The 24,856-nt window shown below is 71.2% G+C and carries 18 protein-coding genes; 10 read left to right on the top strand and 8 right to left on the bottom strand.

All coding sequences use genetic code 11. From position 1 onward, the window contains the following. Positions 1 to 103 precede the first annotated feature (103 nt). Entirely contained in the window at positions 104 to 3,793 is a 3,690-nt protein-coding gene (locus tag OEB96_RS39665) for a YncE family protein (RefSeq protein WP_266222116.1), read from the top strand. A 123-nt stretch (positions 3,794 to 3,916) separates the two neighbouring features. Here the strand turns inward: OEB96_RS39665 and OEB96_RS39660 are convergent, their stop codons facing one another. Further along, on the bottom strand, positions 3,917 to 4,990 hold the full coding sequence (locus tag OEB96_RS39660; protein ID WP_266222115.1) for a calcium-binding protein: 1,074 nt from the start codon (positions 4,988 to 4,990) through the stop codon (positions 3,917 to 3,919). A gap of 111 nt (positions 4,991 to 5,101) precedes the next feature. Here OEB96_RS39660 and OEB96_RS39655 point away from each other — a divergent pair, with 111 nt between their 5' ends. Together OEB96_RS39655 and OEB96_RS39650 are read left to right on the top strand one after the other, a co-directional pair. Beyond that, positions 5,102 to 6,460 carry a class II 3-deoxy-7-phosphoheptulonate synthase gene (locus OEB96_RS39655; RefSeq protein WP_266222114.1) on the top strand — a complete coding sequence of 453 codons (1,359 nt, stop codon included), beginning with the start codon at positions 5,102 to 5,104 and terminating at the stop codon, positions 6,458 to 6,460. A 382-nt stretch (positions 6,461 to 6,842) separates the two neighbouring features. Next, the gene (locus OEB96_RS39650) at positions 6,843 to 7,970 is read left to right on the top strand and encodes an acyl-CoA dehydrogenase family protein (protein WP_266222113.1); all 1,128 of its coding nucleotides are present in this window, start codon (positions 6,843 to 6,845) and stop codon (positions 7,968 to 7,970) included. Positions 7,971 to 7,978: 8 nt separating this feature from the next. On the opposite strand, the gene OEB96_RS39645 is transcribed toward OEB96_RS39650, so the two are convergent. After that, positions 7,979 to 8,506 (bottom strand): hypothetical protein, encoded by a 528-nt coding sequence (locus OEB96_RS39645; protein WP_266222112.1) that lies wholly within the window; start codon positions 8,504 to 8,506, stop codon positions 7,979 to 7,981. A 169-nt stretch (positions 8,507 to 8,675) separates the two neighbouring features. Beyond that, on the bottom strand, positions 8,676 to 10,070 hold the full coding sequence (locus OEB96_RS39640; protein WP_266222111.1) for an MBL fold metallo-hydrolase: 1,395 nt from the start codon (positions 10,068 to 10,070) through the stop codon (positions 8,676 to 8,678). Positions 10,071 to 10,120: 50 nt separating this feature from the next. Between OEB96_RS39640 and OEB96_RS39635 the strand changes: the two genes are divergently transcribed. Next, entirely contained in the window at positions 10,121 to 11,233 is a 1,113-nt protein-coding gene (locus tag OEB96_RS39635; protein WP_266222110.1) for a radical SAM/SPASM domain-containing protein, read from the top strand. Further along, on the top strand, positions 11,230 to 13,473 hold the full coding sequence (locus tag OEB96_RS39630; protein ID WP_266222109.1) for a B12-binding domain-containing radical SAM protein: 2,244 nt from the start codon (positions 11,230 to 11,232) through the stop codon (positions 13,471 to 13,473). The genes OEB96_RS39635 and OEB96_RS39630 overlap by 4 nt, the downstream gene beginning before the upstream one ends. A gap of 15 nt (positions 13,474 to 13,488) precedes the next feature. On the opposite strand, the gene OEB96_RS39625 is transcribed toward OEB96_RS39630, so the two are convergent. The 3 genes from OEB96_RS39625 to OEB96_RS39615 all read right to left on the bottom strand — a co-directional run bounded on the left by OEB96_RS39625 (position 13,489) and on the right by OEB96_RS39615 (position 16,046). Further along, positions 13,489 to 14,391 carry a hypothetical protein gene (locus OEB96_RS39625; RefSeq protein WP_266222108.1) on the bottom strand — a complete coding sequence of 301 codons (903 nt, stop codon included), beginning with the start codon at positions 14,389 to 14,391 and terminating at the stop codon, positions 13,489 to 13,491. Continuing rightward, entirely contained in the window at positions 14,388 to 14,879 is a 492-nt protein-coding gene (locus OEB96_RS39620) for a hypothetical protein (protein WP_266222107.1), read from the bottom strand. The genes OEB96_RS39625 and OEB96_RS39620 overlap by 4 nt, the downstream gene beginning before the upstream one ends. 69 nt (positions 14,880 to 14,948) lie before the next feature. Further along, entirely contained in the window at positions 14,949 to 16,046 is a 1,098-nt protein-coding gene (locus tag OEB96_RS39615; protein ID WP_266222106.1) for a hypothetical protein, read from the bottom strand. A gap of 239 nt (positions 16,047 to 16,285) precedes the next feature. On the opposite strand from OEB96_RS39615, the gene OEB96_RS39610 reads away from it, so the two are divergent. Further along, on the top strand, positions 16,286 to 17,428 hold the full coding sequence (locus tag OEB96_RS39610; RefSeq protein ID WP_266222105.1) for a hypothetical protein: 1,143 nt from the start codon (positions 16,286 to 16,288) through the stop codon (positions 17,426 to 17,428). Further along, positions 17,425 to 17,730, top strand: coding sequence for a hypothetical protein (locus OEB96_RS39605; RefSeq protein ID WP_266222104.1), 306 nt, complete (start codon positions 17,425 to 17,427; stop codon positions 17,728 to 17,730). Before OEB96_RS39610 ends, OEB96_RS39605 begins: the two co-directional genes overlap by 4 nt. Here the strand turns inward: OEB96_RS39605 and OEB96_RS39600 are convergent. Both OEB96_RS39600 and OEB96_RS39595 read right to left on the bottom strand, forming a co-directional pair. Beyond that, positions 17,702 to 18,178, bottom strand: a complete 477-nt coding sequence (locus OEB96_RS39600; protein WP_266222103.1) for a hypothetical protein — start codon at positions 18,176 to 18,178, stop codon at positions 17,702 to 17,704. The genes OEB96_RS39605 and OEB96_RS39600 overlap by 29 nt on opposite strands. 44 nt (positions 18,179 to 18,222) lie before the next feature. Then, positions 18,223 to 19,629 (bottom strand): sigma 54-interacting transcriptional regulator, encoded by a 1,407-nt coding sequence (locus OEB96_RS39595; RefSeq protein WP_266222102.1) that lies wholly within the window; start codon positions 19,627 to 19,629, stop codon positions 18,223 to 18,225. Between the two features lie 163 nt (positions 19,630 to 19,792). Between OEB96_RS39595 and OEB96_RS39590 the strand changes: the two genes are divergently transcribed. From OEB96_RS39590 to OEB96_RS39580, 3 genes are read left to right on the top strand one after another with little or no spacing between them, the layout of a single operon-like run. Further along, positions 19,793 to 22,462, top strand: coding sequence for a serine/threonine-protein kinase (locus tag OEB96_RS39590; protein WP_266222101.1), 2,670 nt, complete (start codon positions 19,793 to 19,795; stop codon positions 22,460 to 22,462). Then, positions 22,459 to 23,385 (top strand): hypothetical protein, encoded by a 927-nt coding sequence (locus OEB96_RS39585; RefSeq protein ID WP_266222100.1) that lies wholly within the window; start codon positions 22,459 to 22,461, stop codon positions 23,383 to 23,385. The genes OEB96_RS39590 and OEB96_RS39585 overlap by 4 nt, the downstream gene beginning before the upstream one ends. Positions 23,386 to 23,391: 6 nt before the next feature. Continuing rightward, positions 23,392 to 24,543, top strand: a complete 1,152-nt coding sequence (locus OEB96_RS39580; protein WP_266222099.1) for a cyclic nucleotide-binding domain-containing protein — start codon at positions 23,392 to 23,394, stop codon at positions 24,541 to 24,543. The last annotated feature ends 313 nt before the right edge of the window (positions 24,544 to 24,856 follow it).

Genomic DNA, 24,856 nt, shown 5'->3' with positions numbered 1-24,856 from the left:
TCGGGAGGCAGCCCGTTGTCCACAACTCCATCCACGGTCTGCCGACTCCATCTGGGAGCGGTTCGTGACCCTTTTGCCCGAGAGATTCCCGATGACATCTCGAATGCAATCCATCTTCTTTCGCATTGCGGGGGTGTCGATTCCCTTCGCAGTGACGGCCTGTGGTGATCCATGCCTCGACGATGGCTTCGGCCGCGGTCAGTCCGCGGAGTGTCCCATCGTGACGGGCATGAGTGCCGATGACTCGACCGACGACGGAGGCACGACCATCACGACCGTGCCCACCACGACGGGGGAGGACACGACCGCGGGCTCCGGAGGCGGATCGAGCTGTCAGTCCGACGAGGACTGCGGGGGCGACGACCCGGTGTGCGACCTGGATGCGGACGAGGATGGGGAGTGCGTGCCGTGCACGCCACAGAACGACCCGTGTCCGATGGGAGAGTACTGCTCCGACGCGAACACGTGCGTCGCGGGCTGTGCGGACGACGAGGACTGCCCGATGGGCGTGTGCAACGTGCCCGAGCGCGTGTGCGTGGGCTGTGTCGAGGACGACGACTGCAGCCGACCCACCCCGGTGTGCAACGCGGACGACATGACCTGTGTCGAGTGCGTGGACGACGAGGACTGCCCGATGGGCGTGTGTGACACGTCGGAGAACACGTGCGTGGGCTGTCTGGTCGACGAGGATTGCATGGACGGCCTGGTCTGCGATCCGGGCGCCCAGGTCTGCGTGGGCTGCGTGGACGACGGCGACTGCCCGGGAGGCGTGTGCGATCCCGGCACCCAGGTGTGCGAGGGCTGCCTGGACGACGACGACTGCATGGCGCCGACCCCCGCCTGCGACACCGCGCCGGATCCCAACGTCTGCGTGGAGTGCCTCAGCGACATGTACTGCACCGACCCGGGTCTACCGGTGTGTGACATGGGGGCTCAGATCTGCGTGCAGTGCCTCGACAACGGCGACTGCGCCGGAAGCCCCGCGGGCCCGGTGTGCGACCTGACCGACAACACCTGCACGCAGTGTCTCGACGATGCCGACTGCTCGGCACCCACCCCGGCGTGCGACACCATGGCCGAGGTCTGCGTGGGCTGTGTGGACGATGCGGACTGCGTGGGCAACCCGACCGGTCCCGTCTGTGACACCGGCCCGCAGGTCTGCGTGGAGTGTGCGGACGATGGCGATTGCGGCGGGGCGACCCCGGTGTGCGACCTGACCGACAACACCTGCACCGGCTGCCTCCAGGACGCCGACTGCGTGGGCAGCCCGGCGGGCCCGGTCTGCAACGTGGCCACCGAGATGTGCGTGCAGTGCGTGATGGATGCGGACTGCCCCACCGGGGTGTGCGACGTGGCGAGCAACGTCTGCGTGGAGTGCATGGATGATGCCGACTGCCCCAGTGGCGTGTGCGATCTCGGCACGAACATGTGCGAGGGCTGCCTGAGCGACGCCGACTGTGCAGCGCCGACTCCGGCCTGTGACACCGCGTCCGATCCCAACGTGTGCGTGGGCTGCGTCGACGACGGCGACTGCGTCGGCAACCCCGTGGGTCCGGTGTGCGACACCATGGCGCAGGTCTGCGTGGAGTGTGTGAACAACGGCGATTGCGGCGGGGGCACTCCGGTCTGCAACCCGACCGGCAACGTGTGCGTGGGCTGCGTGGACGATGCGGACTGCTCCGCGCCGACGCCGGCTTGCCAGCCTGGACCGCAGATCTGCGTCGAGTGCGTGGACGATGGGCACTGCGCGGGCAACCCGGCGGGCAACGTGTGCAACGCGGGCACCAACACCTGCGTGGGCTGCCTGAGCGATGCCGACTGCACCGATCCACAGAACCCGGTCTGCGATCTCTCCGACGCCATGTGCACCCAGTGCCTCGACGATGGGGACTGCGCGGGCAACCCGGTGGGTCCGTTCTGCAACACGGCCACCGAGCTGTGCGTGCAGTGCGTGATGGATGCCGACTGCCCCATGGGGGTGTGCGACGAGACGGTCAACCTGTGCGTGGACTGCCTCATCGACGCCGACTGCCCGCCGGGCAACGTCTGCAACGTGATGAGCAACACCTGCGTGGGCTGCATCGACGACGGGGATTGCTCCGCGCCCACCCCGGTCTGCGACGTGGTCCCCATGGTCTGCGTGGAGTGCCTCGCGGACGCCGACTGCGTGGGCAACCCGGGCGGCCCGGCGTGCAGCCCGGTGACCAACACGTGCGTGGGCTGTGCCGACGACGGGGATTGCTCCGCGCCCACCCCGGCCTGTGATCCGGGGCCCATGGTCTGCGTGGGCTGTGTCGACGACGGCGACTGCATGGGCAACCCAATGGGGCCGGTGTGCAACCTGGTGCCGCAGGTCTGCGTGCAGTGCACCAACGACGGCCACTGCGGCGGGGCGACCCCGGTGTGCGACCTCGCGGACAACACCTGCACGGGCTGTCTGTCGGACGCCGACTGCTCGGCCCCGACCCCGGCCTGCGACCTGGGCTCCGAGACGTGCGTGGAGTGCCTGAGCAACGGGCACTGCATGGCACCGGCCCCGATCTGCGACGTGCCCGCGATGAGCTGCGTGGAGTGCCTGGTGAACGCCGACTGCACCGACCCGGGCAATCCGCTGTGCAACCCCATGACCAACGCGTGCGGCCAGCTGTGGTGCCTCGACGCCGACGGCGACGGCTTCGGCGATCCCGGCGACTGCGAGGTCTCGGTGGGTCCGCCCACCGTCGACCACGTGCTCGACGACACCGACTGCGACGACACCTCGCCGTTCACGTTCCCGGGGGCCGCTCAGAACGAAGCGCCTCCCCTGGACCTGGAGTGCATGCGCGACGAGGACGACGATGGCTTCGGCGACGACGACCCGCCGGGCGGCGTGGTCCCGGGCAACGACTGCGACGACACCAATGCCGCTGCGTTCCCCGGCACGGCGTTCAACGAGACTCCGCCGGACCTGTGCATGCTCGACGCCGACGGCGACGGCTGGGGCGACACGGCGCCCGGAGGGACCATCGAGTCGGGCAGCGACTGCTACGACACCAACGCCGCGCTCAACCCGGGTGCGGTGCAGCTGACGGCCTTCCTGCCCTACCAGGGCAACGCCGTCGCCCCCCGCAGCATCGCGGTCGTGGACGAGGGCAACGCCAGCCTCTCCCCGTTCGTGACGCTGGAGACCCCGGTCGGGGGCGTGCCCAACGTCAACATCGTCACGGCGACCTACAACGATCTGTTCCAGATCTACGCCAACGACCTGACGAGCGTGCAGGTGTTCGACGTCGACTACGCGGCGACGTGCATGGCGGGGGACGGCGTGATCGCCCCGGTGGGGCCCGCCTATGCGGCACCCGGCACGATCGTGTGCGGGCTCGAGTTCGGCCCCGACGGCAACCTCTATGGGGTGGACCACGACGACGCCCTGCTCACGTTCGATCCCGTGACCGGGCAGATCGTCGGCTCGGTGCCGATCCTCCTGGGCGGGGCTCCGCTCGACATCTTCTCGTGCGGAATGGCGCTCGACTGCGTCACGTCGCAGCTGCTCATCGCCAACGGCATCGACCAGTCGATCTACAGCATCGACCCCAACACCGGGGCGGCCACGCAGCTGCGCGACCTCAGCGCGTTCTTCGGCGGTAGCTGGACGCCCACCGGACTCGAGTACAACCCGGTGACCCGCCAGGCGTGGATCTCGACGGGGCCGTCGCTGTACTCGGTGTCGCTGGACACCGGGGACCCGCCGACGTTCGTCGGGAGCTACGGGCAGCAGGTCTCCAACCTGCAGTACCTGCCGATCTGCATGTGACGGGTGCGGCCCGAGCCGCCCGCAGGCGGCGGCTCGGAGACGAACCCGGTGAACGAACGAGCGCCCGTCCTCGACCGAGGACGGGCGCTTCGCACTTGGTTCCATCGCTCGAGCGGACCGGCGCTACTGACACGCGAGGTGTAGGTCCACGACCTCGCCCTGCCGCACCTGCCCGTGCTCGTCGATGAAGGTGAAGCTCGCGCGCTCGACCCCGCAGTTGCCCCGATCGTCGCACTGCCGCTGCACGCGATAGCCGAGCTCGATCGACAGCACCTGCCGTCGCGAGAGATCCTCGGTCTCCGCGAACGTCGAGCGCCGATCCTCGTCGTGGTCGCCCCACAGCACCAGCCGGGAAAAGCCCGCGTCGCGGACGTCGATGATCCCGTTGCCGTCGTCGTCGAGCTCGGCGAGGGCCTCGAACCCATGCGCGGCCCGGGTCCCGTCGCGCAGCCGCGTGCCGGAGCCGAACAGCTCGCGACCGGAGTCGATCGAGCCGTTGCCGTCGCGGTCGAGGGCCAGCCAGGGCGTGGTCGCCCGGGGCCAGTCGGTGGTGATGCAGCCGCCGATCCCGTCGAGATCGAAGGTGGCCGCGCGCGCGGGTGAGAGCTGCGGCTCCCGCCCGTCGAACGAGAGCACCAGCGGGGTGTTGCAGCCGTCCCAGTCGCCCTGGTTGGTGTCCCAGTCGGGCACGCCGTCGTAGAGGTTGCAGTGCTCGTCGATGCCGCACATGCCCCCGCTGTCCTCGCCCTCGCCGCACTCGCCAAAGCAGCTGCGCGAGTCGCCGGGCTCGCAGGCCACGGCGCTCAGGCACGGGCCCCACACGCGCTCGGCCGCGCCCGAGTGATAGAGGTCGTCGCAGAACTGGGTGCCCTCTTGCTCGTCGTCGGTCACGCAGGCCCGGGAGGCGCCGAGCTCGGAGCAGGCCTCGGGCTCGTCCTCGGGGGGCGGCTCGTCGGGGGGCGGCTCGCCGGCGGTGGTGCCGGGAGGTGCGCCGCTGGTGGTGGTGTCGGCTCCGGGAGGGGGATCGCCCTGGTCATCGCTGTGACCGAGATCGTCGGTCTCGCCCTCGGTCTCGCCCGCGCTCGTCTCGGCCACGCCGTGGTCGTTGCCATCGCCCTGGTCGCAGCCCATGAGCAGCAGGCTGCCCAGGCCGAGCGCGGTCAAGCTGGTCTTCCACACAATGATGTCTAGGTTCATCGAAGGTCTCAATGGTTCAAGTGGAGGATGAGGACCCGGGGGCCTCGCGCCTACCAGTGTCGACCCCGTGGCGATCGATCGGTGCGACTTGCTGCTATGGTGCGCCCCGCCATGCCCGAGCCCTGGACCCCGGATTCGTGGAAGACCAAGGACGTCAGCCAGCAGGTGACCTACCCCGATCCCGCGGTGCTGGCGCAGGTCCAGGCCGAGATCGCCCGGCTCCCGCCCCTGGTCACCTCGTGGGAGGTCGAGGCGCTGCGCGAGCGGCTGGCCCGGGCGGCGGCCGGCGAGGCGTTCCTGCTGCAAGGGGGCGATTGCGCGGAGTCGTTCGATGACTGCGCGCCCGACACCATCGCCACCAACTTCAAGATCCTGCTGCAGATGAGCCTGCTGCTGGTGCACGGCACCCGCACGCCGGTGATTCGCGTGGGTCGGATCGCGGGGCAGTACGCCAAGCCGCGCTCGTCGGCCACCGAGGAGCGCGATGGCGTCACCCTGCCCTCGTACCGCGGCGACATCGTCAATCGCTCGCCGTTCACCGCCCAGGCACGCACGCCCGACCCCACGCTGCTGCTGCGCGGCTACGAGCGCTCGGCGCTGACCCTGAACTTCGTGCGGGCGCTGGCCGACGGAGGCTTTGCCGACCTGCACCACCCCGAGAACTGGGATCTGTCGTTTGCCAAGGACTCGCCTCATCACGACGAGTACCGGCGGATCGCCGAGTCCATCAAGGACGCGATCGCGTTCATGGAGGCGGTCACGGGCACCCAGAGCCTGCCGCTGCGCCGCGTCGACCTCTACACCAGCCACGAGGCGCTGAGCCTCGAGTACGAGCAGGCTCAGACCCGCCAGGTCCCGCGGCGCACGGGCTGGTACGACCTGGCGACGCACATGCCATGGATCGGCATGCGCACGGCCGACCCGGCCGGGGCCCACGTGGAGTACTGCCGGGGGATCCGCAACCCCATCGGGGTGAAGGTGGGCCCGGGCATGAGCGACGAGCAGCTCACCGCGGTGATGGAGCGCATCGACCCCGAGCGCGAGCCCGGGCGCCTGACCCTGATCCACCGGCTGGGGGCGGATCGGGTGGAGGCCGAGCTCCCGCGCCTCATCGAGGCCGTGCGCCGCAACGGGCGAACCGTGCTGTGGTGTGCCGATCCGATGCACGGCAACACCGAGACCACGGCCTCGGGGATCAAGACCCGTCGCTTCGATCGGATCCTCAGCGAGCTGCAGCAGGCGTTCGATGTGCACGCGGGCCTGGGCTCGCACCTCGGCGGCGTGCACTTCGAGCTCACGGGCGAGAACGTGACCGAGTGCATCGGAGGCGCAGGGGGCATCGAGGAGGGTGATCTGCACCTGCACTACCGCAGCAAGGTCGACCCTCGGCTGAACTATCAGCAGGCGCTCGAGATGGCCCTGCTCATCACCCGACGCCTGCGTCGAACGAGCGCGGGTCGAGCGGAATAGCGCGCGGTTCGTCGCGCTGGCGATCATGCATGTCCATGCACTCGGACTGCATGAACATGTGATTTTCAGCGAATCACTTACGCATTTCCTGGTGGTCTCGCCGCCGGCGTTCTTGTAGGTTGAAGACACGGCTGGTGAAACGACGGCCACCTCATCGGGGGATGGAGGTGAGCCCAACCAGCCGAATCTCTTCGAGATCTTGGACTGGGGTACGGGGATACGAGGCCTCGGGAGGGAGAACCCGAGCGGGCAACTTGCGAGCAGTCGACACCTGGGGAGGCGTCGACTGCTCGCGTCTATTTGGGCCCCATTGCCAGTGGCTCGATCCGGTTGCTCGGTCTCGGCATGATGGCAGGATGGTGGGAACCAAGGAAACCCCCACATGACCGAGCAGACTTCTCCCATCGACGCCCTCCCCAGCATCGTCGCCGACGTCGTGGCGCCCAACGCCCTCGCCGTCGACTCGAACGCCGAGTTCCCGCGCGCCACCCTCGACGCGCTCGGCACGGTGGGTCTGCTCGGCACGATCAGCGCCAAGGAGGTCGGCGGTCTGGGCGAGGGGCTGCGCACGGCAGCCAGGGTGGTCGAGCACGTCGGCGGTGCGTGTGGATCGTCGGGCATGGTGCTGTGCATGCACTTTTGCGCCGCGGCGGTGATCGAGCAGCACGGTGCGCTCGAGGTCCGCAAGGAGATCGCCGCGGGGCGCCACGTCACCACGCTCGCGTTCTCCGAGTTCGGCTCGCGCAGCCACTTCTGGGCGCCGCTGTCGACCGCGACCGAGGTCGACGGCGCAATCCGCCTCGATGCGCGCAAGAGCTGGTCGACGTCGGCCGGGCAGGTCGACAGCTACGTGTGGTCGAGCCGACCGGTGGCGGCCGAGGGGCTCTCGACGATCTGGCTGGTGCCGGGCAGTGCCCCGGGGCTGTCGATCCCCAGCCCGTTCGATGGCCTGGGCCTGCGCGGCAACGCGTCGAGCCCGATCACGGCCGAGAACGTGCTCGTGCCCAGGGAGGCGATGCTCGGCGAGGACGGCAAGGGCATGGACGTGATGATGGGCATCGTGCTGTCCTACTTCCAGGTGCTGGCCGCCGCTTGCTACCTGGGGGTGGCCGAGGCGGCGCTGACCAAGGCCTGCGCCCACGTGGGGAGCACCCAGCTCTCGGCCGTGTCGCAGTCGCTGGCGGATCTGCCCACGATCCGCGCCTACCTGGCCAAGGGCCGCATCAAGGTCGACATGGTGCGCGCGCTGCTCTCGGACACGCTGACGGCGATCGAGACCGGCCGCGAGGATGCGCAGCTGCGGGTGCTCGAGATCAAGGCGGCCGCGGGCGAGGCGGCGATCGAGGTGACCGAGATGACGATGCGAGTCTGCGGTGGGGCGGCGTTCCGCAAGGAGGTGGGGCTCGAGCGGCACTTCCGGGATGCGCGGGCGGCCACCGTGATGTCGCCGACGACCGACCTGCTCTACGAGTTCATCGGGCGGGCGATCTGCGGGCTGCCGCTCTTCTGAGGCGCTGGCTACGTCGAGCCGCTCACGATGAACGTGAGCGTGCCCGACCTCGTGCACCAGGTCGACGCGGCCGTGTCCGTGCGGCAGTGTTCCCAAGCGTCGCCGGGCTCCACCGCTCGATCATGCTCGTCCTCGTTGGGGAGCACCGTGCAGTAGGCGGTGTGCTCCCCCGGCGTGAGCGCCACCGCGACCGAGGTGGCATGCGTGGCGAAGATGATGGCATCGTCCACCATGCCCTCGCGCTCGTTGAAGGGCATCTCCTCGACTCGAGCATCATCGATGTAGAGCTGTGAGAAGGGAGCGCCACCGCCGACCTCGAGCGGCTTGCCATCGGGTCGCTGGCACGCGAACACCCCGCGCGGTGCCTGCATCGAGATCGTCAAGTGTCGCCCGTCTGCGGCGGGAGCGGTAGCGCGGGCTTCTCGTCGGAACGACGGAGCCCCGCGAGCGACCGCCTCGATCACGTCGCATGCACTGGACGAGATCGACAGGATGCATACGACGATTGCCAGGAACGGCTCGATGGGCGCGCACATCGTGGTGTCGCCTCCTTGCGACCACTCGTCTCACCGACATCGCGGTGCCGACGTGTGAGCATCCATTGGAGGCGAGGACGAGCGTGCTCGCGTGCCTCCTCCGGCTCGGGCTCACGTAGTGTGAATGCCATCATACCACGATTACTTCGGACCAGCAGCTCGAGAGCAGCTACGAGTTCGAAGATCGGCCGAGGCAGGTGTGCACCTCGTGTCGCACCGCTCGCTCGACCGCTTCGTCGTAGGGCAGCGCGTAGTAGAGGAACGTCTCGCCGACGTCCGCCCGCCGCAGCCCGTGCTCGTCCACCGAGTAGGCGCGCGTGCTCGCGCGCAGGCAGCCGGCCAGGAGCACGTCACCCCAGTGGCGCCGGCCCTCGATCACCTCCCACAAGAGCGAGCCGGCCACGACGTTGAGCAGGTCCCAGTCCTCGTCGTTGCTGGGCTCCACGCGTACCCCGTGTGGGCCCACGTGTAGGGTGAAGGCGTCGTGGGCCCGGGGGAACACCACCTCTACCACGAAGCGCAGGGGCTCGCGGACGCGCATGCCGGGCCACGCCCGGGCGAGCGCGGGGGCCAGCGTCTCGTGGATCCACGCGTGCACGCGCGGGCGGGTGATGGCCTCGTCGTGGCCGTTGGGGTTGGGGTCGAGCAGCTCGGGGATCGCGTGCGGTCGATAGCGGCGGGGGTCACCACCACCGCCATCGAGCGGCTCGATCAGCGCGGCCGCGCCTTCGGGCTCGAGGGTGACGGCGCCGGGCTCCACGTGGAAGCGACCGCCCACCCGCAGCGGCAGCGGCTGGGTCCCCGGGCTGACGCGGGCGAGATCCCGCAGGAACCGGCGCTCGGACACGGGGAACACGTAGCGATCCATCCACCGCAGGGCATCCACGTGCGCGGCCCCGTTGGCGCCGGGCACCACCGCCGTGGCCCGTACCGCCGCGGCCTGGGCCAGGAGCTCGGCGTAGCTCGCATAGGGAAACGCGGTGCGATGGCCGAGCACGGCGGCGATCTCGAGCATCGGCTGCCAGCGCACGATCGCCAGCTCGACGCCCTGCGCCCGCGCGTCGGTCGGCTCTTGCCCGAGCGAGGGCAGCGCCTGGTCGAGCACCGCGCGTACGTGCGCCGCATCGCGCAGCACCGCATCGACCTGGTTCCATGCGACCGCGCCCTCGGCCTCGACCAGCATCCCCCACTCGTCGGGTCCGAGGGAGGGCGTGGTCACCAGCTGCACGCCGTCGAGCGCCACCCGCTGCGCGGGCGGCAGCGCGTGTACGGTGCGAAAGCCCAGCGTGCGCGCGGCCCAGGCCACCAGCGCGTCGGGGGTCACCACCACCGCGTCGGGATCGATCCGGCTCAGCCGGTGCAGGCTGGGCACGTCGAAGTGATCGGGGTGCCGATGCGAGACGAGCACGAAGTCGGGGCGCAGCGCCTCGGCGTTCACGATGCGCCGCGGCACGGTCTCGAACACGCCGCAGTGGTGCTCGGGGCGCAGCAAGGGGTCGAACAGCAGCCGGAGGCCGGAGGCCTCGCAGAGCCACATCGCATGTCCGAGGCAGTTCCAGTGCACGCGGGCGCACGCATTGTACCGCGAGCCCCGGGCGGGCGATACTCGCACCGGTGTCCCGCCGTCGCGTCCACTCGATCGCCATCGAGCTCACCAGCCACTGCAACCAGCGCTGCAGCTACTGCTACAACGCGTGGCGCGAGGACAATGGGCGCACGGTGGGGGCGCTGCCGCATGCGGAGCTGCTGTCGCTGGTCGAGAAGGCGCTGCGCGAGCTCGAGCTCGACCACGTGACCCTGACGGGCGGCGAGACCTTCGCGCGCGCCGACGTGTTCGACGTGCTCGACGCCTGTCGCGAGCACGGGGTCGACGTGCAGATCATCTCCAACGGTGGGCTCATCGACGATGCCCTGGCGCAGCGGCTGCGCGCCTACCCGATCCGCTGCGTGCAGATCACCCTCAACGGACCCGAGGCGGGGCTGCACGCCGAGCACGTGGGCGGCGAGCACTTCGAGGCCACGATCGAGGGGATCCGGGCGCTGCGCCGGCACGGGGTCCCGGTGGCCGGCTGCATCGTGGTCACGCGGCGCAACGCGGCGCGGGTGGGGGAGATCCTCGATCTGTTCGTGGAGCTGGGGGTCTCCTTGATCGCGCTGTCGCGGTTCTCGCCCGCCGGCTATGCGGCGGCCCACGTGGCGGAGCTGCTGCCCTCGCGCAGCGACATGGTCGACGCGCTCGAGCAGGCCGAGGCCCGGGGAGCCGAGCACGGGCTCGATCTCCAGGTGACGATGCCGGTGCCGCCGTGCGTGATCGACCACGCCGACTATCCGCACGTGCGCTTTGGCGGGTGCCCGATCGGCACCGAGGCGCAGGAGCTGGCCCTGGGTCCGCGGGGCGAGCTGCGCTCGTGCACGCTGCATACCGAGGTGATCGGCGATGCACGCACGCAGCCGTTCGGCGAGCTGCTCGATGCGCCGGCGCTGCGGCGCTATCGCGACGTGACCCCGGAGTTCTGCGCCCCCTGCCCCCATCGGCGCTCGTGCCTGGGGGGCTGCGGCGCGGCGGCGGCCTCGGTGCTGGGCGATCCGCGGGGGCTCGATCCATTCGTGGCGCAGCACGTCGACGATGCCTTGGCGCAGCGCCTGGCGGCCGAGCGTCGGGATGGGCCCCGGGCCGAGCGCAAGGACGGCCGCCGAGGCGGTGCATCGCTCCCGGTGGTGTCGTGAGCGCGCCGGTGCGGGTGCTGCTGCTGTGGCCCGGCAGCGAGGGGGCGGCGGCCGGCAACTTCGGCGTGCCCCAGCTGGTCCTCCTGGGCACGGTCCTCCGCCGGGCGGGCGCGGCGGTCGAGATCCGCGACCTGGCGATCGAGCGCCGCCTGGGGACCGCCCTGCCCGCGGTCCTCGCGGGCGACGACGGCCGCGGCTACGACGTGATCGCGCTGTCGGTGTACTCGTCGTTCGACCACCTGCTGTGCGAGGCGATCGCCCGCATGGCCCGCGAGCAGTGGCCTGATGCGGTGATCGTGGCGGGGGGCTATCACCCGAGCGCTCGCCCCCTGCCCTACGTGGAGGACGGCTCGCCGTTCGACGTGGTGGTGGTGGGCGAGGGCGAGCGGCCGCTCTTGCGCGTGGTGGAATCGGTGGCCGGGGGCGCTCCGTTGCGCAAGGCGGTGCTGGGGCCCGAGGCGATCGATCACCTCGACGAGCTGCCGCCTTCGGACTGGTCGCTCTTGCAGCGCTATCAGAAGGTGGCGCGACGCCATGCCTCGCAGGCCCAGGTGTACCTGTCGCGCGGCTGTCCGTTCGACTGTGCATTTTGCATGGAGCGAGCCAAGCGCGAGGTCTCGTGGCGCCCGCTGTCGGTCGAGCGCGCACTCGAGGAGATCGAGGGCCTGCACCGCTTCCTCGACCTGCGCACGTGGACGCTCTACTTCGGCGATGCGCTGTTCGGCATGCGCAAGCGCTGGCGCCGAGAGTTCCTCGAGGGCCTGGCTCGCCGCGGGATCCCGGTGGAGAAGTTCTGGCTGCTCATTCGGGTCGACCTGGTCGAGGACGAGGACCTGCGCCTGTTCGGCGCAGCCAATTGCGGCCTGGGCTTCGGGCTCGAGTCGGGGGATCCCGAGCTACTGGGCACGATCCGCAAGTCGGGGCGGCTGCACGACTACCTCGAGCGCATGGAGCACATCGCCGAGCGTGCGCGCGAGCACGACGTGCCCTGGGGGGCCAACGTGATCTGCGGGCACCCCGGCGAGACGCCGGACACGCTGCGGCGAAGCGCCGACTACCTGCGCCGGCTGTTCTTGCAGCCGCGCGGGACCACCGGGTTCCTCTCGGTCGATCCGTTTCGGCTCTACCCGGGCTCGCCGATCGATGCCGATCGCGGCCACTACGAGCAGCGCTTCGGTACGCGCTTTCATCATCCCCACTGGTGGGACGATGGCGATCCCGAGTTCCTCTCGGAGTGGGTCGACCCGAGCGCCGAGCTCGACTGGAAGGGCCGCGAGGCGCTGCAGCACGAGCTGCTCACGCCGATCCTCGCGCAGGTCGAGAGCAAGTTCGTCTACCGCGGCAGCGCGCGAGGGTACTTCATGGGGGCGATCCGCGATCAGGTGGCCTACGCCCGGCCTGCGTCGCGGATGCCCGCGCTCGAGCGCTACTATGCGTGGCAGGGGTACTTGGGGCGACGCGCCCACGCGGAGCGGGAGCGACGGGGGCATGGAGCGCTGGCCGAGGTGGCGCGGCAGCGAAGGGCCGCGCGGCGGGCCACGGTGGCCGACCGGGCCGGGCTGCCGCCGACGCATCTCATTCTCGATGCGATCGAGTCCGTGCCGCGCGAGCGCTTCGTGCCGGTGGAGGCGATCGACGACAGCACCAAGGACGTGGCGGTGGCGCTCGACCGCAGCGGGCTGGCGACGGTGAGCGCGATGCATGCCTATGCGGCCGCCTACCGGATGCTGGAGGTGGCGGCCGGTGACGGCGTGCTGGATCTCGGCGCGGGCACGGGCTATGGCGCGGCGTTGCTGCATGCGCTGGTGGGCGACGAGGGCGAGGTGGTGGCGGTGGAGATCGATCCAGCGCTGGTCCGCAAGGCTCGGGTGGAGCTCGAGCCGCTGGACGTGCGCTGCGAGGTGGGGGATGCCCTCGACCCCAGCACCTGGCCGCCCGGGGCCGTGGCGCTGCGCAAGATCACGGTGGGCTTTGCGCTCGAGGAGATTCCGGCGGCGTGGCGGGCCGTGCTCGCTGCCGGCACCGTGATCGTGGCACCGCTGCGCCACGAGGGTGTGCTGCGCCTGTGCCGGACGATCCTGCGAGAGGATGGATCGCTCGAGCAGCACTGGGAGCACGAGGTCAGCTACGTACCGGCTCGTAGCGCACCGCCGCCGGCGACCGAGGCGGGGCTCGCCGAGGCGCCCGTTCCCTCGCGCGAGCCCGAGCGAGCGCCGGTGCGCCTGACCGTGCTCGACTGAAGTGAACGCGCGGCATCATCGCCCAAGACCGCACGGTTCGCGGTGCAGATGCGCGAGGAGAGCTGCTCGTCGCTCGCGCTCTTCGTGCAGCGCGAGCTCGTGCTCGTGCCCGATGACCCCCATCGCACGAAGCTCGGCCAGCAGCGGTCGCAGCTCGAGCGAAGCGAGCCACCGTGCGTGCAGCCGGGCCAGCTCGACCTGCTCGGTACGGGCACCATCCATGCGCACAGCGAGCCGAGTGAGCGCGGCCCACTCCGCGCGTGCGTAGCTCGCATGCCCGCCATCCCGCACCGCCTGCTCGTGCAGGGCGAGCACCGCCGACATGCCCGGCTCCATCTCGTTCCACTCCGCGGGTGCCCCCACCACGATCCGAGCGGGGAAGCTCCGTCCCCTCGACCCCAGCGCCCAGGCCAGCTCGATGCGCGTGGAGGCCAGCGAGGGCAGCACCAAAGCCGCTCGCTCGATCCAGGGTCGCACCCGGTCCGCGGCCCGTGCGAGGGCCACACTCAGCACTCGCCCGTACCAGCTCGCGTGCCACGGTGCCTGGGCGCACAGCGTGGCGTGGAGCAGCTCGAGCTCGGGCCCACCGACCGCCTGCAGCCGCTGCAGCACCCATGGCGCGCGCACGCGAGAGATGGGCAGCGCACCGAGCTCGACGGTGGCGATCGCTTGCAGCTCGGCGACGGACTCGAGCAGCTCGGGCCAGGCGTGCACCGCCGCGGGCGCTCGCCCCTGGCCCCACGCACGCTCGAGCACCGCGGCGTCTTGCTCGAGCCACTGCGCGGGCTCTTCGGGCATGTGCGCCCGGGCCCAGGCTCGGTAGCGTGGATCGTACGAGCACCCCGCGCCTCCAAGCGGCACGTGGGCCAGCACGTGGAACACCAGCTCGGAAAAGCCGTGGGTGGGCGCGAGCCTCACGAGCCCTTGGGCTTGGCGACCTTGAGGCAGGGGTGCGGCCGTGGCTCGGGCTTCGGCTCCGGCGCGGCGACCCGAAGACACGGCTGGGGCTTGGGCTCCGGCTCCGGCTCGGGTGCGGCGATCTTGAGGCACGCCTGCGGCTTGGGGTCGGGCTCGGGTTCCGGCTCGGGCGCGGCGATCTTGAGGCACGCCTGCGGCGCGGCGCCGTCGTCCTCTCCCGGCGGGGGCTCGGGCGGCGCGACCTCGAGGCACGGCATCGGCTTGCCGGTCGAGCCCTCCTCGCCGGCCCCTTCGTCGTTGGGAGGTGCCACGTCGAGGCAGGCCCGCGGGCGCGCGCCGTCGTCCTTGCCGCCTTGCACCCCCTTGGGTGACTCGGAGCCGTCGTTGGGCTTGTCGCAGGCCGTGGTGGCCAGGCCCGAGAGTGCGAGCGCGATGAACCGCTGACGCCGTGCGAGGATTGCCGCCCGATCGGGATCGTCGTTGCCCATGGCGAGCCGCACGATACCACGTCCGACGCGCCGCGGGATCGACCTCGACGCGACGGCCGAGGGCACCGGCTAGGGCAGGCAGCTGCTGGCCTGCACGGCCCGGCCGATGAACATCTCGATCTCGGCCTGGTTGTCCGGCGCGTAGAGGTGGGCTCGGATCTCCTGATCGTGGATCCCCAGGTCGGGGTGGGCATCGGCGTGCTCGAGCAGGAAGTGGGTCCGCAGCCACTGCGTGCGCACCAGGTCCACGTACTCGGGCTCGGCCTTCAGCTGGGCGTAGAGCTCGGGGTACGTCGTGCGAGCGCGGCGAAGGTAGAGCTCGACGTAGTAGAGGAAGGCCACCGCCCCGTCGCGCCCCGACACCCCCCAGGGGATGTGCTCGCCCACGGCCGCGATCGCCCCCATGCCGTTGATGTAGGCGTTCAGCTCGTCGAGCAGCTCGTACCAGCCGTAGGTGCCCTGGGTGCCGGTCAGGTAGGTGTCGGCGTAGAGCGCGGTCGCATCGTCGGGCAGCATCGAGTAGAGCTCGGAGCGCGCAAAGCCGTCGATCTTGGGCGGCTCGAACACCAGATCGGCGCGCAGCCAGTAGCCGAAGTAGGGCTGGCCCAGCGCGTGATCGTAGTCCCAGCCGTGGGTGCCCTCGTGGACCTCGGTCATCACGGAGTCCATCAGGGCGCCAAAGCTGCTGGTATCGGTGAACGCCCCGAACCATGGGTCGTCTTGCTGCTCGATCAACAGATCGGCCGCGGCGGGGTAGCGACGCTCGAGCACGCCGATCATCACCTCGACCCAGTTCTGGCCGTTGAACGACGCCACGAGGTCGCCGATGTCGGCCGTGCCGTCGTATGGCTCGCAGTAGCAATCGGACGGGCACTGCACGTCCGGGGGGCCACCGCCGTCGTCGGGGCCGTCGTCGCCCGGCGGCGCATCGTCACCGTGGGAATCGCCGGGTCGATCGTCGCCGCCGTGGTCATTGCCCGGGCCTCCGCCCGGATCTCCGAAGGTGCCGCCGGTTCCATCGGCGTCGCTCCCCTCGCCTTCGCCGGCCGAGGTCGCGTCGGTGTCGGACTCGTCGCCTCCGCCCAGGGTCGGGTGCGGGCGCCCGATCGGAGTCGGAGCGTCACAGGCCGTGGAGAGGGCAAACCCCAGCGAGAGGGTCGGGAGCACGAGCCACCGCATCCCCGGGGCGTTAGCAGGACGCGTGCCAGGTTCGGGGCCGGAGGATCAAAGGCGATTCCCGGAGGGGCCGAGCCCGCGTGCGCGGACCATTGGGCAGGTTGCCCAACGCCCGGGCGGGTCGCCCGACCGCTCGCCGTCGCATCGCGACCGTCCGCAGGCTGCTCGTGGACCACCCACTGCGGTGGCCCTTGCCCACGCGTGCCGGGTCGCCAACCCTGAGGACGTCGATGCGTCGCCTTCGTCTGTTGCTGGTCGTGGCCGTGCTCGCGGTGTCGCTGCGGTGGTTGCCCTCGGCCTTTTGCGGACGCGAGGCCAGCGCGTTGCTCGACGACGACCCCGCGCTCGGGCTCGCCATGGCGCGGAGGTCCGAGCGTTGGCACGAGGCCAGGCTGAGCGCCACCGACTCGATGACGGGCAGCGAGCGCTTCGACGGGGAGTGGCTGTTCGGGACCTCGATGATGGCCGCGCTCGGGCACGCCCAGCTGGCGCGGGCGCATCCACGGCTGCGCGACGAGCAGGTGCGCGCGATGGAGGCGTGCATCGAGCGGCTGCTGACCCCGCAGGTCCGCGCGTTCGACCGCGCGGCATGGGGTCGCGATCCGCTCGACGACCTCGGCACGGATCGAGCGCACGCCGCCTACCTCGGCTACCTGGGGCTGGTGCTCTCGGTGCACCGCGTGCTCGAGCCCGAGGGATCGTATGCAGAACTCCACGAGCGCGTGATGGCCCACCTGGATCAGGCGCTGCGCACGAGCCCCATCGGGCTCGTGCAGACCTACCCCGGCGAGATCTACCCGGTCGACAATGCATCGATCATCGGCGCCCTGGCCCTGCACCAGCGCGTGACCGGAGTCGATCATCGGCAGGTGCTGGAGGCTTGGGCCGAGCGCCTGCCCTCGCTGCGCGACTCGGCGACGGGCTTGCTCGTGCAGGCGGTGTCGCCCCGCGGCGAGGTGGTCGACGGCCCTCGCGGCTCGGGCACTGGCTTGGCGGTGTACTTCCTGTCGTTTGGTGACGCGGCGCAGTCCAGCTCGCTCTACGAGGCCATGCGCACGCACATGCAGCGCGAGCTGCTGGGCTTTGGCGCAATGCGGGAGTACCCGCCGGGGATCGAGGGCCGGGGCGACATCGACTCGGGCCCGGTGATCATGGGCGTGAGCATCTCCGCCACGGGCTTCTCGCTGGCGGGGAGTCGGATCCACGGGGATCGGGAGACGTTCGAGCGACTGTGGTCCACCGCGTATCTGTTCGGCGCACCGGTGGATCACGAGGGAATGCGTAGCTTTGCGCTGGGCGGGCCGCTGGGCGATGCGCTGATGTTCGCATTGCTCACCGCGCGGCCGGCCGGGGAATGGAGCGCGGGGTCATGAGGCATGGCGTCCGGTTGGGCCGGCGATGGTGGTGGCTCATCGGGTTCGTGGTGCTCGGCGGCCTGATGAGCACGCTCGGCGCGAGGGCGATGGTCGACCACGGTGTGGCGGGAGCCCTGCTGGCCGGCGGCGGTGGGTGGGGCACGGTGATCGCGGCGGCGGGGTTCCTGGTGCTGCGGCTGGCGAGCTTCGTGGCGCTGGCGGGAGCGCCCGCGCTGGTGCTGGCGTGGGTGTGGCCGCGGCCGCGACCCGCTCGACCGCCATGCACGCCGCCTACGGCGGTCGTACGCGCTCGGGGCTGACGTGCACGCCGACCGTGTCGGCCATTGGCCAGCGGCCCTGCGACAGCTCCACGTAGACCCACGCGCCCTCGGCCGGGCCGGTGGACATGCCGGTGAGGTCGGCCTCGCGTGCACGCAGCGTGAACTTCTCGCTGACCCCGGGCTGGCGCTTGCCTCCGCCCTTGCCCACCTCGGTCAGCACGTCGAGATCGGTCGTCGCCCGTACGGCCGCGCCGCAGTGCACGGCCTCGGCCCCCACGTTCTCGGAGGTGACGTCTACCTCGAGCTGCCACTGGGTCGAGTGCCACAGGTGCGCGCGATTGAGGACGAACGAACACGAGCCCACCTGCACCGGCTGACCCGGCGGCCAGCCGTCGACGCTGTCGCGCGACGGCGGCTTGGCATCGCAGGCGATTACGACGCCCGCGGCGAGCACGAGGGCGAGCGGCCCATGCATCGAAGCGCTCACACTTTCATTCTACCCCCGACCGCCTCGCAGCGACCACGCCCCGCTCATCGCTTGCGCGGTCGCGCGATCCCGTACTGATCCAGCCGCGCCAGCAGCGTATTGCGCGAGATCCCGAGCAGCTTGGCGGCCCGGGTCTGGTTGCCGGCGCAGTGCTCGAGCGCGTCGAGGATCCGCCGCCGCTCGGGGTCGTCGTCCTCGCCGCCCCCGGCCTGCACCACCCCGAACCCACCGGTGCCCCCGGCCGCGGGCGTGTTGCCCACGGCGGCCATCCTCACCGGAAGCTGCTCGAGCGTGATCAGCTCTCCGGTGCACAAGAGCACCGCCCGCTCGATCGTGTTCTGCAGCTCGCGAATGTTGCCGGGCCAGTCGTGGGCCCGCAGCCACGCGAGCGCCTCGTCGCTGAGCCGAGGCGCTCGATCCTGCCCGGCCCGCTTGCTCGCGTCCTCGATGAACTTGTGCGCGAGCCCCTCGATCTCCCCCACCCGCTGCCGCAGCGGCGGGATCACCAGCGAGATCCCGTTGAGCCGATAGAACAGATCCGAGCGAAAGTCGCCGTCGGCGATGGCCTGGTTGAGGTCGCGGTTGGTGGCCGCGAGGAAGCGAATGTCGAAGGGCTTGGAGCGCAGGCCGCCCACGCGCCGCACCGCCCGCTCCTCGAGCACGCGCAGCAGCTTGACCTGGACCGACATCGGCAGCTCGCCCACCTCGTCGAGGAACACGGTGCCCTCGTTGGCCGCCTCGAGCAGGCCGATCTTGGTCTCCACCGCGCCCGTGAACGCGCCCTTCTCGTGGCCGAACAGCTCGCTCTCGAGCAGCTGCTCGGTGAGCGCCCCGCAGTTGAGCGGCAAGAACGGCTTGTCGGCGCGCGGCGACATCGCGTGGATCTTGCGAGCGAGCACGTCCTTGCCCACGCCGGTCTCGCCGAGCAGCAGCACGTTGATCGTGCTGCGAGCCACCCGCTCGGCCAGCTGGTAGAGGCTGGCCATGGCCCGATCCTGGATCACGATGTCGTCGGTGCTCGCCCCGGCCCGCGACACGATGGCCTTGCTGGCCTCGGCCCCGAACGGATCCTGCACCATCAACAACACCGAGCCGGCCTCGAAGGTCTCACCCGCCGAGATGGGGACCCGCTCGTTGCCCTTGAGGCGCCTTCCCCGCACTCGGGTGCCGTTGGAGCTGCCCGAGTCGCTGACGTGGATCTGGTTGCGGTTGAAGTAGAGGCACGCGTGATCGCGGGAGACCGAGGGGTCGTCGACGCGAAGATCGACCTCCTCGCCACGGCCGAGCTTGAAGGGGCCGGACTGCGGCAAGGGGTGCGAGCTGACGCGATCGCCTGCGATCACGAGCAAGCGACGCCCCTGGGGCTCGACGCGGGAGGAGACGGGGATGGTGCTGGGAACCTCGGCATGGATGGAGCGGCGAGGTCCTTGGGGCTTGTCCGGATCGGCCATCGGCGGGACGCGCCCGGGAGTCTAACAGCGGTTGCAGCCCGTTGGCCCGCTTCTCCGGCCAATTGGGCGGAATTTGGCTCATGGGGGCAACGGGACGTGCGCAAGGCCGTCGTGTGCGCGGGGCCTCGACGACTCGACCTTCCGTACCGCACCCTCGATCGCGGTGGGCACCCAGGACCCCACGCTGATCACCGATCGCACCCGCGGCTGGTCGGTCGATCCCGGCAAGCCAGGCGACGCCCCGCTCCCACGCGGCGCTCGCGTGGGCCGCTACCTGGTGCTCGGCGAGCTGGGTCGCGGAGGCATGGGCATCGTGTATCGCGCCTACGATCCGGAGCTCGATCGTCCGCTGGCGCTCAAGCGGCTGCGCAGCGGCGGCGTCCCGGCCGACTCGCCCGCGCATGCGCGGCTGCGTCGCGAGGCGCAGACGCTGGCGCGGCTGTCCGATCCCCACGTGGTCACGATCTACGACGTGGGCGAGGACGAGGCGGGGCTGTTCATCGCGATGGAGCTGCTCGAGGGCGAGGACCTCTCCACGTGGCTGGCCGCAGGACCCCATCCGTGGCCCGAGGTGGTCGCGCGCATGATGGGCGCGGGCCGTGGTCTGGCCGCGGCCCATCGCGTGGGGGTGGTGCATCGCGACTTCAAGCCGGCCAACGTGCTGCTGGGTCGCGAGGGTCGGGTGGCCGTGACCGACTTCGGTCTGGCGCGACCCGACGTCACCGCCACCGCCGACACGGGAGGCATGGGCCCGGAGCCGGCCGTCGACGCGACCCTCGACCCCGCGCTCACCGAGCAGGGAACCCGGGTGGGCACCCCGATCTACATGGCCCCCGAGCAGCACTCGGGCCGGCCCGTCGATGCACGCGCCGATCAGTATGCGTTCTGCGTGACCCTCTACGAGGGACTCTACGGCCGCCGCCCGTTCACCGGAGCCGACGTGGCGAGCCTGGCCGCGAGCAAGCACGAGGCCAAGATCGACCTCGAGCCTCCGCCAGGGCTGCCGCAGCCGATCCCCCCGCGGCTGCGCCGGGTGCTGGCGCGAGGCCTGGCCGTGGATCCGCAACGCCGGTTCTCGACCATGGACGAGCTGCTGGCGCAGCTCGAGCCCACGAGCCGTCGCCACACGCTGGCCGCCGTCGCTGCGGTGACCGTGCTGACCACCGTCGCGCTCGTGGGCATCGCCCGCTCGAGCCGAGCCGAGCGTGCTCCCTGCGAGGGCTCGGAGGACGCGCTGGCCCAGACATGGAACGGTGAGATCCGCGATCCGATCGAGACCGGGCTTGGCGAGGTCGCCCTGCCCTATGCGGCCAAGGCCGCCCAGACCGCGGTCACCGAGCTCGACGCCTGGTCCGCCCGATGGGTCACCGCCCACCGCGAGGTCTGCGAGGCCACCTGGAGCCGCGGCGAGCAATCGCACGAGGCCCTCGATGCGCGCATGACATGCCTCGACGACGCTCGGCAAGCGCTGGCCGCCACGGTGCACGCGCTGCGCGAGCCGAGCCCCGGGGTGGTCGAGCACGTGACCGAGCTGGTGATGGGGCTGCCCGATCCCGATGCATGCCGGCAGGCGCTCCCGCGAGGAGCCGCGAGCCAGGCTCCCCACGACGACGCCCTGGCCCGCCGCACCCGGGCCCGGCTGGCCGAGATCGATGCGCTGCGGCGGATGGGTCGCGGAGGCGAGGCGCTCGATCGAGCCGAGGCTCTGGTGCGCGAGATCGAAGCCGGGCTCGACCCGAGGACCAGTGCGGCGCTCCACCTCGCGCTGGGCGTGCTGCGCGACGACGCCGGAGACTTCGGCGGCGCCCAGCAAGCCCTGCAGCGCGCGGCTCGCTTGGCCCGCAGCCTGGGCGATGCGCGGGCCGAGACCGAAGCGTGGATCGAGCTGACGCGCGTGGTCGGCACCCACCAGCACGACGCGGCGCAGGGGCGCTTCTTCGGCGGGCTGGCCCTGGCCGCGACCGAGGCCCTCGGAGGCGACCGCGGGCTCCGGGCCCATGCGCGGCTCGAGCTGGGCGAGGTGGCGTTTCGATCGGGGGACGACGACGCCACCCTCGAGCACTGGACCGAGGCCGAGGCGCTGCGAAGGGAGCTCCACGGCGAGCACGACGTGCGCGTGGCCCAGGTGTGGGCGCGGCTGGCGGGGGTGGATCTACGACGAGGCGACATGGATCGCGCCCGGGCGCGGCTCGAGGCGGTGATCGATCGCTATGGCGAGACCTTTGGGCCCGACCACCCGCGCATGGCGGCGCCGCTGGGCAACCTGGGGTTCGTGCTGTCGGCCCAGGGTCGGCACGAGGCCGCGCTGGATCACATGCGCCGGGCCACCACGATCGCCGAGCGCAGCCGAGGACCGAGCCATCCGCAGGTGGCGGGCGGGCACGATGCGATCGCCCAGGTGCTGCTGCAGGCGGGCCGACCCGCGGAGGCCGAGCCCGAATTCGAGGCCGCGATCGCGGGCTTCGACCGCGGGCTGGGACCCGAGCACCCCGGCGTGGCCGAGCCGCTGCTGGGCCTGGGGCAGGCCCGCCTGGCCCTGAACCGCCCCGAGGACGCCGTGGCTTCGCTCGAGCGCGCGCTCGGCTTGATCCAGACCGCCGACGTGCCTCCCGTGCAGCTCGCCGACACTCGCTTCGCGCTGGCCCGAGCGCTCGAGCTCCGCGAGCCGATGCGCGCCGTCATGCTCGCTCGCGAGGCGCTCGAGGCCTACCGCACGATCCTCCGCCCCGACGACGAGCGCTGGCCCGAGCTGCACGCATGGCAAGGAGCCCACCCCGAAGCACCCGCGTCCTCGCTCCCACCATGGTCGCACCGCGGTATCATCGGCCGGTGAGCCAGGGATCGATCTCCAACGACCAGGCGCCCGTGCTCGAGCCGGGTGACGTGCTGTCCTACTCGGCCGGAAGCACGCAGATGGGCCCGCTGGGCTACCGCAAGGTGCGTCAGCGCCCGGGCCTGCTGGGAGCCGCCGTCGCGCGCTGGCCCGAGCTGGGCGAGCTCGTCGCCGCGCGTCCCCCCATGATCATCAACGCCTATCCGGCCTCCATCGGCGCGGTGAGCTCGGGGATCGCGGTCGACACCTACCTGAGCCCCCGGGTGATGTCGCGCGCGCTGCAGCTGGCCAAGCTCGCCAACCACCCGGCGGCCCTGTGCGCACAGCCGCTGTTCCTCGCCGATGCCCTGCTGCAGCACGTACGGGCCGATCGAGCGCTTCCCGATCCGCTGCTGCTGATGGTCGGCGGCTACGTGATGCCGCGATCGCTCGAGCGAATGCTGCTCGGCCTGCTCGCCGAGCGGGTCGAGCGGGTGGTGGTCCTGCAGGGCTATGGTGCCGCCGAGGTCGACGCCGGCTGCATGATGGCCCGCGACCGCGACGATGCCGGGAGGCTCGTCTACTACCCGCGCCCCGACGTGGTGCCGCAGCTCGACGGCGACCGGCTGCTGCTGACCCTGCGCGGCCCCGATGGTGAGCCCGTGATCGAGCGCTTCGCCCCCGGCGAGCGGGCGCAGGCCCGGCCCGATGGCGGCTGGGTGCTGTGGAACGACGAGCGCCTGCACCCCATCGTTCGCGAGGAGCTCGAGTCGTGGTCCGAGCACGACTGGCAGCGACGCACCGGCTACGTGCGCCGCGAGGGCGAGACGGTGTGGATCCAGCTGCGTCGGGACGAGCAGCCCCAGCACGAGCGCGAGATCGATCACTGGGACTTCGGACGCGCGCACGGCTTTTCCTGGCTCGACAAGCCCTACTGGAGGTAGTTCGCGATGCACCGCTACGACATTCGACCTGCGCTCACCGAGGACGATCGCGCCGCCGTCTTCCACCTGCGCTACGAGCTCTACGTGCAAGAGCAGGGCCTGTTCGGCGACGTGGCGGACCACGAGCGCCGCTGGCTTCGCGACGCCATGGACGACCACGCCGCGATCTGGATCGCGCGAGTCGGCGACGAGGTCGTGGGCACGGGACGGTTCGTCCACGGCCCCGACGGGCGCTTCGACGAGGAGACCCGCCACACCTTCGACCTCGACACCTTCGCCGGGGTGGTCGACGAGCGAACCATCCTGGTCGGCTCGCGCATGCTGGTTCGAGCGGCGCACCGCGGCGGGATGCTGCCCGTGATGATCATCGCTCGGGCCTTCGAGCAGGCCATCGACCGCGGGTTCGAGCTGATGGTGGGCGAGTGCGAGCCGCACCTGGTCAATGCCTGGCTGCGGCTGGGCTTTCGCCCCTACGGCCTGTGCGAGCACCCGATCAACGGGACGCTCGTGCGCGTGGCCTACGTGCTCGGCGACAAGGAGCACGTGCGCCGCATCGACTCGCCGCTGGCCTCGGTGATCGACCGCTACCCCAAGGACGACGAGCTCCCCCGCCGGCTGCGCGAGGCGATCCGAAGCAGTCAGAAGGTGATCAGCGAGGCCGAGGGACGCACGCGCTTCTTCGAGACGATCGAGCTGGCGGTGGCCCGCGTCGAGCTGGCCCAGCGGCTCGGTGGGCTCACCGACGAGGAGCTGGAGACCCTGCTCGACAACGGTCATGCGCTCGACTGCGATCCCGGGGCCATGCTGATCCGCAAGGGCCACGTCTCGCGCACCCTCTACGTGCTGCTCACGGGGACGCTGGTGGTGCGCGACGAGGGCAAGGTGATCGTGGAGCTCACCGCGCCGGGGGAGATCCTCGGTGAGGTCGCGTTCTTCACCGATGGCGAGCGCATGAGCGACGTGCTGGCCGGCCACGACGGAGCCCGGGTGCTCGCGCTGAGCGAGCGCAGCCTCAAGACCCTGGTGGCCAACCAGGGCACGGGTGCGGCCAAGTTCCTGCTGTCGATGACCCGCGGGCTGTGCCACAAGCTGCGCCAGCGAGGTCGGGTGCCGAGCGAGGTCGCCACGCAGCTCGGTCTGCGACCGGTCGAAGGTTGAGCAGCCCGGCCCGATCGTCGCGCGTCCGCCTCCCGTCGCCACGAGCGCTGCGCCCGGGGCTCGGCTACGGCGCCGCGGCCCATGGGTCGGCCGAGCCGGGCCGCCACCGAATTGCCCGCCCGACTCGAATCCGGGGCCCCGCGAGCCCGAACGTCCCTTCGCTCCAGCGCGCGGCCCGACCACGGCAGTGACCGGCCGCGGCACGAGGGGCGCGACCGGCCGCGGGCTACGATCGAAGACGAAGGCGTGGATGCGACACGCCGTGCTCGCGAGCGGCGGCCCTTGGTGGCACGCCGTCGCGATCGCGGAGTGC

It is taken from the genome of Paraliomyxa miuraensis (assembly GCF_026337845.1).
GTDB lineage: Bacteria > Myxococcota_A > Polyangia > Nannocystales > Nannocystaceae > Paraliomyxa > Paraliomyxa miuraensis.
Note: the sequence above shows the minus strand (reverse complement) of the source record. Positions and strands in the feature narration are given on the sequence as shown.

What these genes read in the sequence shown, in the direction of transcription:
- OEB96_RS39650 (WP_266222113.1), top strand. Translation starts at nt 6,843, where the DNA reads ATGACCGAGCAGACTTCTCCCATCGACGCCCTCCCCAGCATCGTCGCC.
- OEB96_RS39620 (WP_266222107.1), bottom strand. Translation starts at nt 14,879, where the DNA reads ATGGGCAACGACGATCCCGATCGGGCGGCAATCCTCGCACGGCGTCAG.
- OEB96_RS39645 (WP_266222112.1), bottom strand. Translation starts at nt 8,506, where the DNA reads ATGTGCGCGCCCATCGAGCCGTTCCTGGCAATCGTCGTATGCATCCTG.
- OEB96_RS39580 (WP_266222099.1), top strand. Translation starts at nt 23,392, where the DNA reads ATGCACCGCTACGACATTCGACCTGCGCTCACCGAGGACGATCGCGCC.
- OEB96_RS39655 (WP_266222114.1), top strand. Translation starts at nt 5,102, where the DNA reads ATGCCCGAGCCCTGGACCCCGGATTCGTGGAAGACCAAGGACGTCAGC.
- OEB96_RS39665 (WP_266222116.1), top strand. Translation starts at nt 104, where the DNA reads ATGCAATCCATCTTCTTTCGCATTGCGGGGGTGTCGATTCCCTTCGCA.
- OEB96_RS39595 (WP_266222102.1), bottom strand. Translation starts at nt 19,629, where the DNA reads ATGGCCGATCCGGACAAGCCCCAAGGACCTCGCCGCTCCATCCATGCC.
- OEB96_RS39610 (WP_266222105.1), top strand. Translation starts at nt 16,286, where the DNA reads ATGCGTCGCCTTCGTCTGTTGCTGGTCGTGGCCGTGCTCGCGGTGTCG.
- OEB96_RS39605 (WP_266222104.1), top strand. Translation starts at nt 17,425, where the DNA reads ATGAGGCATGGCGTCCGGTTGGGCCGGCGATGGTGGTGGCTCATCGGG.
- OEB96_RS39660 (WP_266222115.1), bottom strand. Translation starts at nt 4,990, where the DNA reads ATGAACCTAGACATCATTGTGTGGAAGACCAGCTTGACCGCGCTCGGC.